Source organism: Gordonia sp. (in: high G+C Gram-positive bacteria), from assembly GCF_052106715.1.
Taxonomy (GTDB): Bacteria; Actinomycetota; Actinomycetes; order Mycobacteriales; family Mycobacteriaceae; genus Gordonia.
The window spans coordinates 51,087-65,728 of sequence record NZ_JBQEDL010000023.1 but is presented as its reverse complement, the minus strand read 5'-3'; the positions used below and the strand labels follow the sequence as shown (position 1 = coordinate 65,728).

The window sequence follows — 14,642 nt, the reverse complement described above, 5'->3', positions numbered from 1 at the left end:
CGTCCTCCGAACTCGTCACCGGGGTCGCCGCAGGCGATCCCATCGACCTCGACCCCGTATCGCTGCTGGTGGTGCCGCACCTCGACCGCATCTACGCCGAGATGATCCGACGGTGCGCGGGCCGGCCGGGCGATCCTCACCGGTGGGTCAATCCCGAGTTCCACGGCTGGTGGGCGGCCCGAGGCTTCCGGATCAATGTCGACGTCGAGACTGGATGTCTTGACTCTCCCGACGAGTTCGTCCGACAGTTCTACGCCGCGTACCACCCGGAGTACAACGGCAACCAGCCGCTGATCCACCCGCAGCCTGCCGGGATCGCCTTCACCGACAGCGCAGCCCGCTACGTCGGCTGGCACGCGATCACGATCCTGCGTGTGGCGAGCGATCCCGACGGCGTCGTCCGCGTCTACTTCTTCAATCCGAACAATGACTCCGGGCAGGACTGGGGCGATGACGTCGTCGTCGGCACGGCGGGGAACGGAGAACGTGCGGGCGAGAGCTCGCTGCCGTTCGATCAGTTCGCGTCGCGCCTGTATATCTTCCACGCCGACCCCCTCGAGGACGGCTCACCGGACACGGTTCCCGCCGCCGACATCGACCGCGTGCTCGGCTACGTGGAGCGCAGTTGGGGTGTCGGCCGGATGCCGGACTAGGTCTCGACGCTCGCGCAGCGCCAACGCCCCCAGGACCGCAGCCGCCAGGCAGACGCCGACCGCCACCCATGTCGCTTGACCGAGGCCGTCCACGAAGACGTCGGCGACAATAACCCTGATCTGCTCCGACATCGGCGGCGGAGCGTGGTGCGCCACCTGCGCGCCCGCCATCACCGACTGCTGCGCGATTTCCCGCGCTTCGGCTGGGACGCCCAATCCGTCGAGCCGTAGCCCCACGTTCGCGGTGTAGACCGACGTCATCACCGATCCGAGCACTGCGACGCCCAGGGTGCCGCCGACCTCTCGCGTCGTGTCGTTGATCGCCGAACCGGCGCCCGTCTGATGCTCGGGCAGCGCGTCCATGATCACCTGGGTGCACGGGCCCGAGATCATCGCGAGCCCCGCGGCCATCAGCATCATCGACCAGACGATCAGCCCGAAGTACGTGGACTGCCGGTCGGCCAGTTCCACCAGCGAGAAGCCCGAGGCCATCAGCAGAGCACCGGCCGCCGCCACGGTCCGCGGACCGAATCGGTGCGAGACGGCCATCGCCACCGGCGACAGCACCGCGACGACGAGCGCGAACGGCAGAGTTCGGATTCCGGCCTGCAGCGGCGTATAGCCCATGACACCCTGAAAGAACTGCGTGATCAGGAAGATAAATCCGAACAGGGCGAAGAAGGCGACACTGATCATGCCTGCCGCCGCCGCGAACCGCCTGTTCGCGAACAGACGGACGTTGAAGATCGGGTGGGCGCTTCTCCTCTGATGGACGACGAAGACGGCGAGCACCGCGACTGCGACGAGCAGGCCGACGATCGTCCGCGCGGACGCCCACCCGGCGGACGGGCCCTCGATGACGGTGAACGTCAACAGTCCGAGCCCGACGATCGACGCTGCGATGCCCGGTGCATCCAAGCGATGCAGCAGTACGGGCCGATGCTCCGGCACACGCACTGCGATCAGTACCGCGGCCGCGGCGACGGCGGCGAACGGGACGTTGACCCAGAACACCGACGCCCACGAGAAGTGGTTCAGCAACCACCCGCCAAGCACCGGCCCCACGGCGACTGCCGCTCCCGACGTCGCAGCCCACACGCCGACCGCCGTCGCCCGCTCTCGGGCTTCGGGAAACGCTGCGATAATCAACGCAAGCGTCGCCGGAAACACCAGAGCCGCGAACATACCGAGGCCGGCACGCGCGGCGATCAACTGCCCGAGGCCGGTCGACGCGGCCGCCGCGATCGAGACGGCAACGAATCCGGTAATGCCCGTCAGCAGCATGCGCCGGTGACCGAATCGGTCACCCAGGTATCCGCCTGTCAGCAGGAGTCCAGCGAAGACCAGCGTGTACGCGTCGACGATCCATTGCAGACCGGACACTCCGGCATCGAGATCGCGGCTCATCGTCGGCAACGCCACGTTCACGATCGTGTTGTCGACCATCACCAGGAGTTCGGCGATGCACAGCGCCGCGAGTGCGGCCCATTTGTTTCTCATGACTTCTCCCGAATCCATCAGTAGTACGTTGTTCCACATTAGAGGAACATTGTTCTACTATTCGCGTCAAGAGTTTCGTAGAACGACGTTCTGTAATCTGGAGAGATGGTCGACACGTCTCCCCGTTCCACACGGACGCCTGCCGCGCAGATTCGCACCGCACTGGTGGCTGCGGGCCGGGAGATCCTGGAGGAGAAGGGGCCCGCAGGTCTGACCGTCCGGGCGGTCGCGGGCGCTGCAGGGGTGGCACCGATGGGGGTCTACAACCATTTCGACGGCAAGAGCGGTCTGCTCGACGCCGTGGTCAGCGACGGCTTCCGCGAGTTCGCGTCGGTCATCGCGGCAACCGACACCGACCCCGCGACACGATTGGCCGAGTCTGGCCGAGGCTACCGCCGATTCGCGATCGCCAATCCGACGGTCTACTCGCTGATGTTCGCCAAAGACTGCAATCCCGACGTGGAGTCCGCGACGAACGCGTTCGAGGTGATCGTCGAGATCGTGCGGTACGGCCAGACCGGCGGCGTCATCCGCGACGGCGACCCGAACCAACTGGCTATGAATATCTGGTCGTGCGTCCACGGTGCGGTCGGGTTGGAACTCGGCACACGGCAACCGCCGTCTGCCGATACGGCGGCCAACTACGAGAGCGTGCTCGCTCTGATCGCGCGCGGCATCGCGCCGTGACTCACACGCGATCCGTCGTACAGAATGCCGAAGAACTGGGTCGCGACGAGGTCTCCCCCCCTGTCGCGGTCCACACCTAGCGACTTGCGATAGGCGTAAACGTCCGACGACTCGCGTGGCGATGAGCGCCCCGCGAATGACATACGGGAGGTGGTCGCGATGATACGAGGATCAACGGAGTTCATAATCGAGACCTATCCGCGGATATCCGACGATCCTCACTCATGGCACGACTACCGCTCGAGAGTTGGCACAGATATGACTATCGAGGCAACGGTCTCTGACGCACGCGAGTCACCGATCGCGCACCAGATATTTCGCGACCACGGCGACGCCGTCGTCGTGATCGTCGACGAGTCCACGGAGCGCGATGACAGCGGCTGGGCCACCGACCTCGCCGAGCGCCTGCGCGATTCGCCGGCGTACGGCGGCGTCGTCGCCGAGCCTTGCGACCAGCCCGCCGACGATCTCGTCGGCGTTCTCGCCCGCGATTACCGCCAGCGCCTCGGCTGCGTCGACGTCGGCCACCCCGTCCACGATCAAATCGATCAGCTCGGGGACGACAGCGCACTCGCCGCGCTGAGCCAGTCCGAGCACCGCACGGCTGCGCACACCCGGATCGCTGTCCGGCACCGCAGACCTCAAGGCGGCCACCGAACTCTCGCCCGGTGACTCCACCAGAGCCAGAACTGCTCGACGCCGCACCTCGGCGTCGTCGTCGGCGAGGTGTGCCGCCAATACGTCGGTGGCGTCGTCACCCGACCTCGACAACGCCCAGCGCAGCGCACCCGCGACATTGAGATCACGTTCGGTGAGCACCGCACGCGCCAGCACTTCGCCCGCGACCACGTCGCCCGACAGCGCGGCACGCTGACGGCCCGACGGATCGTCGGAGTCGAGTCCGGACAGCAATGCCACGACGTCGAGGACCTGTTCCCAGTCGCCGGGTCCGGAGTCGGCGACCCGTCGCAGACGTTCCAGCAACGCCCGCTCGCGGCCGATCCGCTGCTCGGTGCGCGCAGCAAGGTCGGCGACGACGTCACCGGGCGCGAAGGTCGGGTCATCGAGCGCCTGACCGACCTCGCGCAGGGAGAGTCCGAGTGCGCGGAGGCTTTCGACGTGGAAGATGCGGACGATGTCGTCGGCGTCGTACTCGCGGTATCCGGCCGACGAGCGGCCGCCCGGAGTCACGAGGCCGATGGCTTCGTAATGACGGAGCATCCGTGCACTCACGCCCGATCGACTCGCCACCTCCCCGATCCGCATCGGTCACCTCATCTTCCATATACGAACGCCGACTCCGGGTCAGCCATCAACTGCTCGGTCGCCGCGGCGTGGCCGCGGACCCCCGGGTCAGCCGACCGCTGCGCGTGCGCGACGACCGGCTCGGCGGCATCGCCGAGTGCGACGAAGGCCCGACTGAGACTGCGGTACATATCGGCGTCGCCTCGTCCGAACTGTGTCGCCAGTATGGCAGCCAGGGCCGTGACCTCCTGCTCGGGCACGAGGGCCACTGCGGCCCGCCACGCACAGCGGGCCGTCTCGTAATCCGCGTCGGTGAGCAGTTCTCGCGAGATCGCGGGCCAGGCCGAGTCGTCACCGATCTTGGACAACGTGTGCAGCGCCTGACTGCGCGCCTGCGGCGTCGCCGATCCGAGCTCGGCGATCACCGCCGGAATCGTCTCGTCAACCGGATACCTCGCGATGGCCCAGGTCAACATGTCGCGGACATAGAAGTCCGGTTCCGTCCCGCACCGGTCGATCAGAACCTCGAGCATGCCCGGCTCGGGGCCGGTTCCGGCATCGAGTGCCGCTCGCAACCTGGTCTCCGAGTGCTCGGCGTGCAACGCGGTCGTCAATGTCTGTGATCTGTTCACTGCGACCACCTCCTCATCGACGACTCCACACCCTGACACAGTGTGAGGGTCAAGTGTCGATACCGCTGAAATCCGGCAGTCACGGATACATACTGACCGGATGAGACTCCGGATCGCCGCGATGTTGACCGCTGTCACACTCGCTCTCGTCCTCGCTCCGCTTGCGTCCGCCACTCCGCGCGCTACCGCGCTGCCGGACGACTTCCTCTGGGGCGTAGCGTCTTCCGGATTCCAGTCCGAGGGCGATTCGCCGGACAGCAACTGGATGCGGTACATCCGGCAGGGCAAGACCGACGATCGGATCGGCTCATCGGTCGACTTCCGGCATCGCTATCGGCAAGACATCGCGCTCGCGAAAGGTCTCGGCGTCAAGGTCTACCGGGTGGGTGTCGAGTGGGCCCGCGTTGAACCGAAGCCAGGCGTGATCGACCGCCGGGAACTCGCATACTACGACGACCTCGTCGCGAGCATCGTCGACGCCGGGATGCGGCCGATGATCACGCTCGATCACTGGGTCTATCCGGGTTGGATCGCCGACCGCGGCGGCTGGTCGTCGGCGCGGACCCCCGCGGCGTGGCTACGGCACAACGCGATGATCGTCGACCGGTACGTGAGGTATCACCCGCTGTGGGTCACGATCAACGAGCCGACGGTCTATGTGCAGAAAGAACTGCAGAAGGGCGGGATCGCCGCCGACCGGGTGACCACGATGCTCGACCGGCTGGTGCGGGTTCACCGCACGATCTACGACCGCATTCACCACCGCGATGCAAACGCGATGGTCTCGTCGAACATCGCCTACCTGCCGACCGTGGAGCCGCTCGTCGACACGATGTTCGCCGATCGGATCGCCGACAAGCTCGACTTCGTCGGTGTCGATTACTACTACTCGGTCTCGCCGACGGATCTCAGTGCGGCGAACGCCGCCGTCGACCGAATGTGGGACGCATCGATGTCCGCCGACGGAATCTATTACGCGCTGCGCGATCTACACGAGCGCTACCCACGCAAGCCGTTGTACGTCGTCGAGGCCGGCATGGTCACCGAGGACGGGAAACCGCGGCGCGACGGCTACCGACGGGCCGACCATCTGCGCGACCTCGTCTACTGGATGCAGCGCGCCCGCGCCGACGGGATGCCGCTGATCGGCTTTAACTACTGGACGCTCACCGACAATTACGAGTGGGGCAACTACGCGTCCCGCTTCGGCCTGTACACCGTGGACGTGAAAACCGACCCGAGTCTGACTCGTCGTCCGACCGCGGGCGTCGCCGCGTATCGAGCAATCACTGCGGCGAACGGCGTCGGGCCCTCGTACCGGCCGAGCCGACCTGCAGCATGGTGTTCGCTGGTCGCCGCTCCCGCGAGTTGTGCACGACCGGTGCGGTAGGCCGAATCAATTCAGCGAGCCCGCATTCACCACGGGTTGGGTGGCTCGGTCACCGCACAGGACGACGAGGAGGTTCGACACCATGGCGGCGCGCCGCTCCTCGTCGAATTCGACGACGCCCTGCTCGGCGAGACGATCCAACGCGAGGCCAACCATCCCGACGGCGCCTTCGACGATCTGCGCTCGTGCGGCGACGACCTGCGCGGCCTGCTGGCGGACGAGCATCGCCTGTGCGATCTCCGGTGCGTATGCGAGGTGCGTGATTCGAGCCTCGATGACCTCGATGCCCGCGGTCGCCGTGCGTTCACCCAGTTCGACGGTCAACTCTTCGGCGACGGTCGCTCCGTCGCGCAGACTCGTGCGATCGACGTCGTGCGCGTCGTACGGGTGAATGGTGGCCAGATGCCGCACGGCGGCCTCCGACTGGGTGGCGACGTACTGCTCGTAGTCGTCCACGGCGAACGCCGCCTTGAAGCTGTCGATCACCCGGTACACGACGACGGCCGCGATCTCCACGGGATTGCCGTCGGCGTCGTTCACCTTGAGCATCTGCGTCTCGAAGTTCCGTACGCGCAGCGAGATCGACTGCTTGTCCGACAGCGGGACGAGCAGCGAGAATCCCGGTTCGTCGACCGACCCGATGTAGCGCCCGAAGAACTGGACGACTTTAGCCTCGTTGGGGCCGACTACCGTCAGCCCGGTCAGCGACAGGAGTGCGACGACGCCGACGACGATCGCGACGACAACGAGCACGATCCAGGCAGCTGACCCACCGTCGGAGAGCAACGCGATCGACGCGACGGCGGCGACCGCGCATATCACGATCACCGCGAGCCCACCGATCAGTCCGAAGAAGCCGTTCATCCGCCAGGCTTGGCGTAGTTCCATCCCGCTCTCCCGTCTATTGAAGTGATGCCTCCAGGCTATGCGGTCAGGACCGCGTCATGCGCCGGGAGCCGTTCTTCACCGTCCACGACTGCGCGAGCCGCTGCCCGGTGCGTCGATCGGTGAGACTGTCGACGAAGTACCAGTCCATTCGCGCGGCGGCCGGAGTCACCGTCATGACGCCGTAGCCGTGCTCATCGGTATCGACCCAGCGCGTGTGATGGTTGGCCGCAGTGATCGCGGCCGACGCGACGTCACCGACGGTGTGCTCGGGCACCTTCACGATGTCATCGAGATTGTTCGACGTCACCGACGTGACGACGAATTCGGTGGCCACGGTGCCTGCTCCCGGATAGTTCGCGGGCTTGCGCGGAATGTCGTTGGCCCATGACATGTGGATATCGCCGGTAATGAAGACGACGTTCTTCTGGTCGGCGTCGTCGATGGCGTCGAGCAGCCGCTGACGGTCGGCGACGTAGCCGTCCCACTGGTCGCCGTTGTACGGGATCCCGCTCTCGGGAATCCCGACGAGATCGGTGATGACCTTGGTACGAGCCGGATCGAGCGGCGGGATGAGCACCGGCGAGATCATCACCGAGTTGCCGATGACCTGCCAGGTCGCGTCCGATGTGGTGATTGCATTCTTGACCCATTCCATCTGACGGCGCCCCGTGATGGTGCGCGCCGGGTCATCGGACTCGCGGGAGAATCGGCCTGCCGAGACGTCCCGATATGTGCGCAGATCCAGCATCGACAGTTCCAGCAGCTTGCCGTAGGCGAGGCGGCGGTAGATGTGCCGATTGTCGCCGCTGACCCGGGGGCGCACCGGCATCCACTCGAAGTAAGCCTGGTCGGCTCGAGCTTTCCGACCCGCCCATGATCCCTGGGACCGCTTGTGGTTCTCGGCGCCGCCCGACCACTGGTCGTTGGCGGCCTCGTGGTCGTCCCAGGTAGCGATAAACGGATGCTGACGGTGCACCGCCTGCAGGTCGGGGTCGGTCTTGTACTGTCCGTGGCGGGTGCGGTAGTCGGCGAGCGACACGATGTCATGGGCCGGCTCGTGGCGTCGGACGACGCCCTCCTTGCCTGCGTACTCGCCTGGGCCGTACTCGTAGATGTAGTCGCCGAGATGGACGACGGCGTCGAGATCGGTACGGTCGGCGAGGAATCGGTACGAACTGAAATACCCCGCCTCCCAATTGGAGCAGCTGACCACCCCGAAGCGGGCACGAGCGACATCGGCGTGCGCGGCAGGCGCCGTCTTGGTGCGTCCCACCGGCGACACCGCGCCCGCGGCCGTCCCGCCCGTGACCCGGAACCGGTACCAGTAGACGGTCGCCGGTCGCAGCCCCGACACATCGACCTTCACGGTGTGGTCGCGGGACGCGTCCGTTGTCGTCGTCCCCGAGGCGATCACCGCGCCGAACGAACGGCTCCCCGCCACCTCCCAGACCATGTCGGAGGCGCCGCCGCGGCCGGATCCGGGCGTCGCTTCCGCCGTCGGCGTGACACGCGTCCACAGGATCACGCCGCCGGGGAGCGGGTCTCCGGAGGCGACGCCATGACGAAAAGCAGAGCGAGCGGCATCGGCGGGACCAGCCGCGAGCGGCAGTCCGACGGCGAGCGCACCTGCGCCCGCCACTCCGATGAAACTGCGACGAGTGAACGTGACAGGGCTGTTGACTTCAGACACCCGCTGACGGTTCCACGACCGGATTACCCGGCAGTAACATCAAGGCGAATGCGCGGGGCGAACCCGTCAACCTCGCCGCCACCTTCGATTCACACATTGCTGCCACGATCGATCACATGATCGAGAACAGCCCTGAATCGACGATGCCGAGCCGCCGCACATTCCTCGCAGGCACCGCCGTCGCCGGTGCCGCAGCCGCCGTCGGAGCGTCCGGCGCGTTGGCGCCCGACGCGGCGGCCGCTGAGCGTTTCCCGCTCGCGTTCCAGGCCGAGCACCTTCGCGTCTTGGTCACCGGCGACGCGGGCACCGGCGAGAAGCCGCAGTACGCGGTCACTGCCGCCGCACGTCGGCTGCACGCCGCCGACCCGTTCGACGTCGCAGTCGGCCTCGGCGACAACATCTACGAAGCGGGGCCGAACGGTCCTGACGACGCCCAGTTCCGAACCAAGTTCGAGAAGCCGAACGCCGGCCTCGACTTCCCGTGGTTGATGACGCTCGGCAACCACGACACCACCGCGATCTTCCCCGGCGACGGCGGGTGGCTCCTCCGCGGCAACGACGAAGTCCGGTACCACTCGCGATCACGGCGCTGGTACATGCCATCTCGCTACTACTCGGTGGAACTCGGCGTGGCCGACTTCTTCGTCTTGGACCTCAATCCGCTGGCCGCGTACATCCCGCCGTTCCTGTCGCCGGAGTGGGAGCCGGGCGGACACTACATGACCCGTCAGGCACAGTGGCTCGACAAGGCGCTCGCCGCGTCGAACGCGCCGTGGAAGTTCGTGTGCACTCACCACCCTTACGCGAACAACGGTCCGCACGGCCCGGCAGGTGATTACGACGGTCTGCCCGCACCGTTGAGCGGCGACGCCGCGAAGGCGTTCTTCGAACGGCATGTCGCGGGGCGCGCACAGTTCCTGCTGTCCGGCCACGACCACAGCCAGCAGGTCCTCGAGAACGTCGCAGGCCTGCGCGGTACCCGTCAGATCGTGTCCGGCGCTGCAGCGAAGACCGTGAACAAGCCCTCGACGAAACGCTTCCGGGCACGCTACGAGAATCTGCGCGACCGCGGTTTCATGGCTCTCGACATCACGTCGTCGACGGTCGGCCTCACCGTATACGAGGTGTCACCGGATCGCCCGCACGCACACAACGCGTTCGAGACGACCTACCGGCGATGATCACCGACTGCCCGACGGCACCGGCGGCGTGCTCCGACGCGGCGGCACAAGTTCGGCCCGCGCGTGCTCGACGACGATCTCGGTCAGCGCTGTGACCAACGGCGATCTGAGTCGCCAGTACTGCCAGTACAACGGGACGTCGATGGGCCTGCGCGACAGTGGAACGAGGTCGACCCCGGTGCGGGAGCCGTCCATATCCACTTCTGGCACCGCGCCCCACCCGATGCCGGCCTGGATCGCTCGACGATATTCGGCGGCCGCCGGAATGTAGGTGACCGGCGGCGAGATCGGTTCGGGCACCAGATGATTGAGCGCTTTCAATTGCAGGTGGTCGTTGTGGTCGAACATCACCATCGGCGCGTACCGCATGTCGCGTGCGCGCACACCGTGGGGCAGCCAGCGCTGAATGAACGACGACGTCGCGACCGGGAAATACCGAAGTGCCCCCAGCTGAACCGTCTCGCACCCACGGACGACCAGTGGTTCGGAGGTCACGGCTCCGACGACGTCGCCCGCGCGTAGCAGCGCGGTCGTGACGCTCTCATCGTCCCGGTGGAGATCGAGATTGACCGGGTGCGCACCGTGGAACTCGGCGATCACCGGCAGAAACCAGGTGGCGAGCGAGTCCGCGTTGCACGCGACGCGAAGACTCACGCGCGGCAGCCTTCGAGAGTCGGGGTCGGCCTCATGCACGATGCCGGTCAGTTCGCCTTGCGCTTCGGCGACGAGCAGCGACCACTGTTCGCCGAGCCGAGCGAGGATCTCTCCGTCCGGGGTCGCCGTCACCGGTTTGACTCGTCGAACCAGGATCCGCCCGACCGAATGCTCCAATGCTTTGATGCGTTGACTCACCGCGGACGGTGTGACGTGCAACGATGCGGCCGCCGCTTCGAAGGTGCCTTCGCGCAGCACTGCGGTCAGGGTCATCAGGCTCTCGGCGGACGCGTCCATGTCGGGATTCACAATTAGCAATTCTAATCTTTATACAGAATCGCTACCTGGATTAATCAATGGCGCGTTCGTAGCGTCGATTGACGTGACGACGACCCTCCTGCTCGCCGCGATCGCCGGCCTCCTGACCGGCACCGGCCTCATCATCGCCATCGGCCCCAGAACGTGTTCGTGCTCCGCCAAGGACTCAGCGGGCCCACGTGATACCGGTAGTCGCCGTCTGCGTCCTATCCGACATCGTCCTGATCAGTGCGGGCACCGTCGGCCTGGGCGCGGCGATCACCGCGCATCCGACGATCATTACCGCCGCCAGAGCCGTCGGCGGCGCCTACCTCGTAGCGCTGGGTGTCGCCGCGGCTCGACGCGCATGGCGGCCGCGGGCAGCGTCGGCGACCGACGACGGTGGGCGTAATCGCGGCATCTGGGCGGCACTCGGCACCGCGCTCGCCCTCACCTGGTTGAATCCGCACACCTATATCGACACCGTGCTCACGTTGGGCTCTATCGCGAACAGTCACGCAGATGCCAAGTGGGCGTTCACTGTCGGAGCATGTGTGGCGAGTCTCGTGTGGTTCCTCGCCCTCGGACTCGGTGCACACAAGGTGGCACCGGTGTTCTCGTCCGTCCGCGCGTGGCGAATCCTCGACGCAGTGATCGCGGTCGTCATGACTGCACTCGGCATCGGCCTCGTCGCCATGAGCTGATCGGGAAACGAAACACATTCGGGTTATGCTCCGGACATGGTGATCCGATGACCGGGGAGATGATCGACGTCGGCGACGACGTACAGATCTGGGCGTCGAGCCGAGGCAATGGGCCGACGGTCCTGTTGTCGGCGGGCCTCGGCATGCCCGCCCAGACGTGGACGTTCACCGGGCTCCCCGACGCCCTGGTCGACGCCGGATTCCGGGTGATCGAGTATTCGGCGCGCGGCGTAGTCCCGTCGTCGGCTCCACCTGCCCCGTACTCGGTGCACGATATCGCCGCGGACGCCGCCGAAGTCCTCGACCGCTACGGCGTCGACGATGCGATCATCGTCGGGTACTCGATGGGCTGCTATATCTCGCAGGCACTGCTGGACGTGTGGGGCGGCACGGTTCGCGGACTGGCGATGGTCGCCGGGCTCCGATCGTCGACCATCGGTGTGGTCGTCAACGAGATGGAACTCGAACTGATCGAACGGCTCGGCCACATTCCCGGCTCCGTGTCCCTGTTCGAGCAGTTGATGACGACCCCATCGGCTGCGGTCTTGCGCGACGACACCCAGGTCGCGAACTGGCGCGCGATGCTCGATGGGGCAAGCGGCGGCGACGTGTGGACGTCGATCGACGGACAGCTCGGCTGCACTCGAGCGTCGTACGACTGGATGCGATCTGGCGAGCCGACCGTCGAACGCCTGGAAGCCATCGGGTGCCCGACGTTGGTCGTCAGCTTCGGCGACGACATGTTCTTCCCCGCGCCGGGTTCACAGGAGGCCGCCTCGCACATCCCGAACGCGCAGTGGATGCTCGTGGACGGCGTCGGCCACGGCGGCCTCATCTTCGACCCCGAACACCGCGCCACCGCTGCCGTCACCGCTTTCTGTCGGAGTCTGTGACGCCGGTTGTTAGATCGGCCGACCGTCCCACTCGTGGTCGTGCATGAAGCCACCGTCGAGCCCGACGTGGTAGCGCCGGGCGTCGCGCAGGATGCCTGCGTACGCAACGGGCATCATGAACCCCGGCTTCGGGTCGGCCTTGGAGGCGATGACGTCGTCGGCCTTACGCATCTCGGCGAGGAACCGCCGGAACGTGTTGTTCGGGTAGGAACTCTTCTTCCATCCGTAGATCGCCATGCCGGCACCGATCATCGTGGTGCTGCCCGTCTGCGGCGTGATCAGTTCGGTGTTCTCGCCGAAGAACGCGCGGTCCACCCGGTCCTCGTCCTTGAACATCATGATCCCGCTGGTCGCACGCGGATTGCACTCGATCGTGACCAGCCCGCGGTCGGGGTGGTCGATGAAGTCGAGTCCCATTTGGCCGGTGAATCCGACTTCTTTGACCAGTCGGCGAGTCCATTCGACGATGGCCGGGTGGTCGACCTGCTCGAAGGTCAGGCACGACTGTCCGCCGATCGCATACCCGACTGGATAGGTGGCGTGGGCGTACACCTCGCCGTCCCGACAGACCGAATACGTGCAGTAGCGATCGCCCTCGAGCCACTCCTGCGCGATCCACGGGTTAGTGGGGTCGTACGTGAGATAATTGAGGTCATCGCCCGGGTACGCCTTATATACCTTCTGCGATCCGCGTGAGTACGCCTGCTTGATCGCGAACGGCGTCGTGAAGTCCTCCGATGCGGCGACCGCGTCTTCCGGCGAGGAGATCTCCCTGAACTTGAGCGCCTCGATCCCGCGGTCGACGAGCGCCTGCTGGTACGACAGCTTGTTGTGGAGCATGTCCTCGATCTCGAATGCGGAGAGAAACAGCTCGCATGTGTCGGGGAAGAGCCCGGCCATCATCGCGAGAATGTCGGTCTCCTCGTGGATCGGGATGACGATGTCGACCTTCTCGCGTTCGACGATGGCCGCCAGCTCGCGGCAGTACTCCTGCGGCTTGTACTTGGGCGGGCTGACCCGATGAAATCCGGAGACCGCGTTCGAGTACCTGCTGACGCCGACCGCCATACTGTCGACGACCGTAACTCGGTGCCCGGCAGCAGCCATCCGACGCGCCAGGTTGAGGGTCAGGAACGACCGCGCGAAAGTGATCAGGACATGTTTACGCTCACCGGATACCACGCATACAGAGTAGACATAGACCGGTAGCTGCCGTGTAGCCTGTTGCACCGAGTGACTTTTCTCTAGCTGAATAGGAATCGCTTTGTTCGCAATCGGCGTCATCGCTGCTGCCATGGCGGCTGTGGCGTACGGCGTTTCGACCGTGCTGCGCGCTCTCGGTGCTCGACGGGTCGCCGTCGAGATGCGAGAGAAGGCGGACCAACCAGGCGGCTCCGGTTCGGATGCGCTCGACCCTGCCGCTCCGTCCGTCACCTCGACGATGTCGACGATCGCCGACCCGGCGTTCATTCTCGGCACGCTCATGGTGATCGTCGGTTTCGGTGGCGGCGCGCTCGCCGCACGTTTCCTCCCGCTGTTCCTCGCGCAGTCGATCGTCGCGGCGAACCTCGTGGTCACCGCGCTTCTGGGCACGCTGCTACTCAACATCACCTTGCACACCCGCGACTGGGTGGCGATCTGGCTGGTGGTGTTGTCGCTGTTCCTGCTGGGCGTCTCGTCGTCGCAGCACGCGCAGGACTCGGTCGAGCGGCCGTTCCATTGGGGCCTGCTCGGTGCGACCATCCTGGTCTGCGCCATCGCGCTGATCGGCGTCTACACACTCGGCAAGTACGCGGCGATCGTAGGCGGCGCCGCGGCGGGTCTGTTGTTCGGCATCATCGCGATCGCCGTCCGAGTCCTGGACGGCATGTCGCCGTTCGATCTGGTCACGATCTTGTCTGATCCCGCAGCCTGGTCGATCGCAGTGGCAGGCGCCGTCGGTTTCTACGTCCAGACGGTGGCACTGCAGGTCGGAGCAGTGAACGGCGTGACCGCCCTGCTGGTGGTCTGCGAGACGGCCGGTCCGAGCCTCATCGGTGTCCTCTTCCTCGACGACGCCGCCCGCCCCGGACTCGCCTGGCTGGCCTTCGTCGGATTCATCGGCGCAGTGGTCGGCGCCGTCCTCGTCGCGTGGTACAGCACGGGCGACCCCGACCACTTCGGCGAAGCTCCCCCGGAGAAGGGTGGCTGGCGCCGCGGGCGCGAAGAGGTCAGCGAGGGCGATTAGG

General features: G+C 66.1%; 12 protein-coding genes and 2 pseudogenes. 7 read left to right on the top strand and 7 right to left on the bottom strand.

All coding sequences use genetic code 11. The annotated features are described in order from the left end of the window. Positions 1 to 653: pseudogene (locus ACTIMF_RS12865) on the top strand (hypothetical protein); the annotation flags it as partial. Here the strand turns inward: ACTIMF_RS12865 and ACTIMF_RS12860 are convergent. Then, positions 567 to 2,153: an MFS transporter gene (locus ACTIMF_RS12860; RefSeq protein ID WP_442350686.1), complete on the bottom strand. Its 1,587-nt coding sequence runs from the start codon at positions 2,151 to 2,153 to the stop codon at positions 567 to 569. The pseudogene ACTIMF_RS12865 and the gene ACTIMF_RS12860 overlap by 87 nt on opposite strands. 105 nt (positions 2,154 to 2,258) lie before the next feature. Between ACTIMF_RS12860 and ACTIMF_RS12855 the strand changes: the two genes are divergently transcribed. Continuing rightward, the gene (locus tag ACTIMF_RS12855; protein WP_442350685.1) at positions 2,259 to 2,840 is read left to right on the top strand and encodes a TetR/AcrR family transcriptional regulator; all 582 of its coding nucleotides are present in this window, start codon (positions 2,259 to 2,261) and stop codon (positions 2,838 to 2,840) included. 294 nt (positions 2,841 to 3,134) lie between these two features. On the opposite strand, the gene ACTIMF_RS12850 is transcribed toward ACTIMF_RS12855, so the two are convergent. Together ACTIMF_RS12850 and ACTIMF_RS12845 are read right to left on the bottom strand one after the other, a co-directional pair. After that, the gene (locus tag ACTIMF_RS12850) at positions 3,135 to 4,106 is read right to left on the bottom strand and encodes a HEAT repeat domain-containing protein (protein WP_442350684.1); all 972 of its coding nucleotides are present in this window, start codon (positions 4,104 to 4,106) and stop codon (positions 3,135 to 3,137) included. A gap of 8 nt (positions 4,107 to 4,114) precedes the next feature. Further along, the gene (locus ACTIMF_RS12845) at positions 4,115 to 4,717 is read right to left on the bottom strand and encodes a HEAT repeat domain-containing protein (RefSeq protein ID WP_442350683.1); all 603 of its coding nucleotides are present in this window, start codon (positions 4,715 to 4,717) and stop codon (positions 4,115 to 4,117) included. 100 nt (positions 4,718 to 4,817) lie between these two features. Here ACTIMF_RS12845 and ACTIMF_RS12840 point away from each other — a divergent pair, with 100 nt between their 5' ends. Beyond that, entirely contained in the window at positions 4,818 to 6,107 is a 1,290-nt protein-coding gene (locus ACTIMF_RS12840) for a family 1 glycosylhydrolase (protein ID WP_442350682.1), read from the top strand. 6 nt (positions 6,108 to 6,113) lie between these two features. Here the strand turns inward: ACTIMF_RS12840 and ACTIMF_RS12835 are convergent, their stop codons facing one another. Next, positions 6,114 to 6,995 carry an SPFH domain-containing protein gene (locus tag ACTIMF_RS12835; RefSeq protein ID WP_442350681.1) on the bottom strand — a complete coding sequence of 294 codons (882 nt, stop codon included), beginning with the start codon at positions 6,993 to 6,995 and terminating at the stop codon, positions 6,114 to 6,116. A 43-nt stretch (positions 6,996 to 7,038) separates the two neighbouring features. Beyond that, positions 7,039 to 8,685 (bottom strand): alkaline phosphatase D family protein, encoded by a 1,647-nt coding sequence (locus tag ACTIMF_RS12830; RefSeq protein WP_442350680.1) that lies wholly within the window; start codon positions 8,683 to 8,685, stop codon positions 7,039 to 7,041. 116 nt (positions 8,686 to 8,801) lie between these two features. Here ACTIMF_RS12830 and ACTIMF_RS12825 point away from each other — a divergent pair, with 116 nt between their 5' ends. After that, positions 8,802 to 9,866, top strand: coding sequence for a metallophosphoesterase (locus ACTIMF_RS12825; RefSeq protein ID WP_442350679.1), 1,065 nt, complete (start codon positions 8,802 to 8,804; stop codon positions 9,864 to 9,866). Here ACTIMF_RS12825 and ACTIMF_RS12820 read toward each other — a convergent pair whose 3' ends face one another. Continuing rightward, on the bottom strand, positions 9,867 to 10,817 hold the full coding sequence (locus tag ACTIMF_RS12820; RefSeq protein WP_442350689.1) for a LysR family transcriptional regulator ArgP: 951 nt from the start codon (positions 10,815 to 10,817) through the stop codon (positions 9,867 to 9,869). 79 nt (positions 10,818 to 10,896) lie between these two features. On the opposite strand from ACTIMF_RS12820, the pseudogene ACTIMF_RS12815 reads away from it, so the two are divergent. Beyond that, a pseudogene (locus tag ACTIMF_RS12815) lies at positions 10,897 to 11,521 on the top strand (LysE/ArgO family amino acid transporter). A gap of 47 nt (positions 11,522 to 11,568) precedes the next feature. After that, a complete protein-coding gene (locus ACTIMF_RS12810) occupies positions 11,569 to 12,414 on the top strand; it encodes an alpha/beta fold hydrolase (protein WP_442350678.1) in 846 nt (281 codons plus the stop codon). A 9-nt stretch (positions 12,415 to 12,423) separates the two neighbouring features. Here the strand turns inward: ACTIMF_RS12810 and ACTIMF_RS12805 are convergent, their stop codons facing one another. Next, the gene (locus ACTIMF_RS12805; RefSeq protein WP_442350677.1) at positions 12,424 to 13,596 is read right to left on the bottom strand and encodes an ATP-grasp domain-containing protein; all 1,173 of its coding nucleotides are present in this window, start codon (positions 13,594 to 13,596) and stop codon (positions 12,424 to 12,426) included. Between the two features lie 76 nt (positions 13,597 to 13,672). On the opposite strand from ACTIMF_RS12805, the gene ACTIMF_RS12800 reads away from it, so the two are divergent. Further along, positions 13,673 to 14,641 (top strand): EamA/RhaT family transporter, encoded by a 969-nt coding sequence (locus ACTIMF_RS12800; RefSeq protein WP_442350688.1) that lies wholly within the window; start codon positions 13,673 to 13,675, stop codon positions 14,639 to 14,641. The last annotated feature ends 1 nt before the right edge of the window (position 14,642 follow it).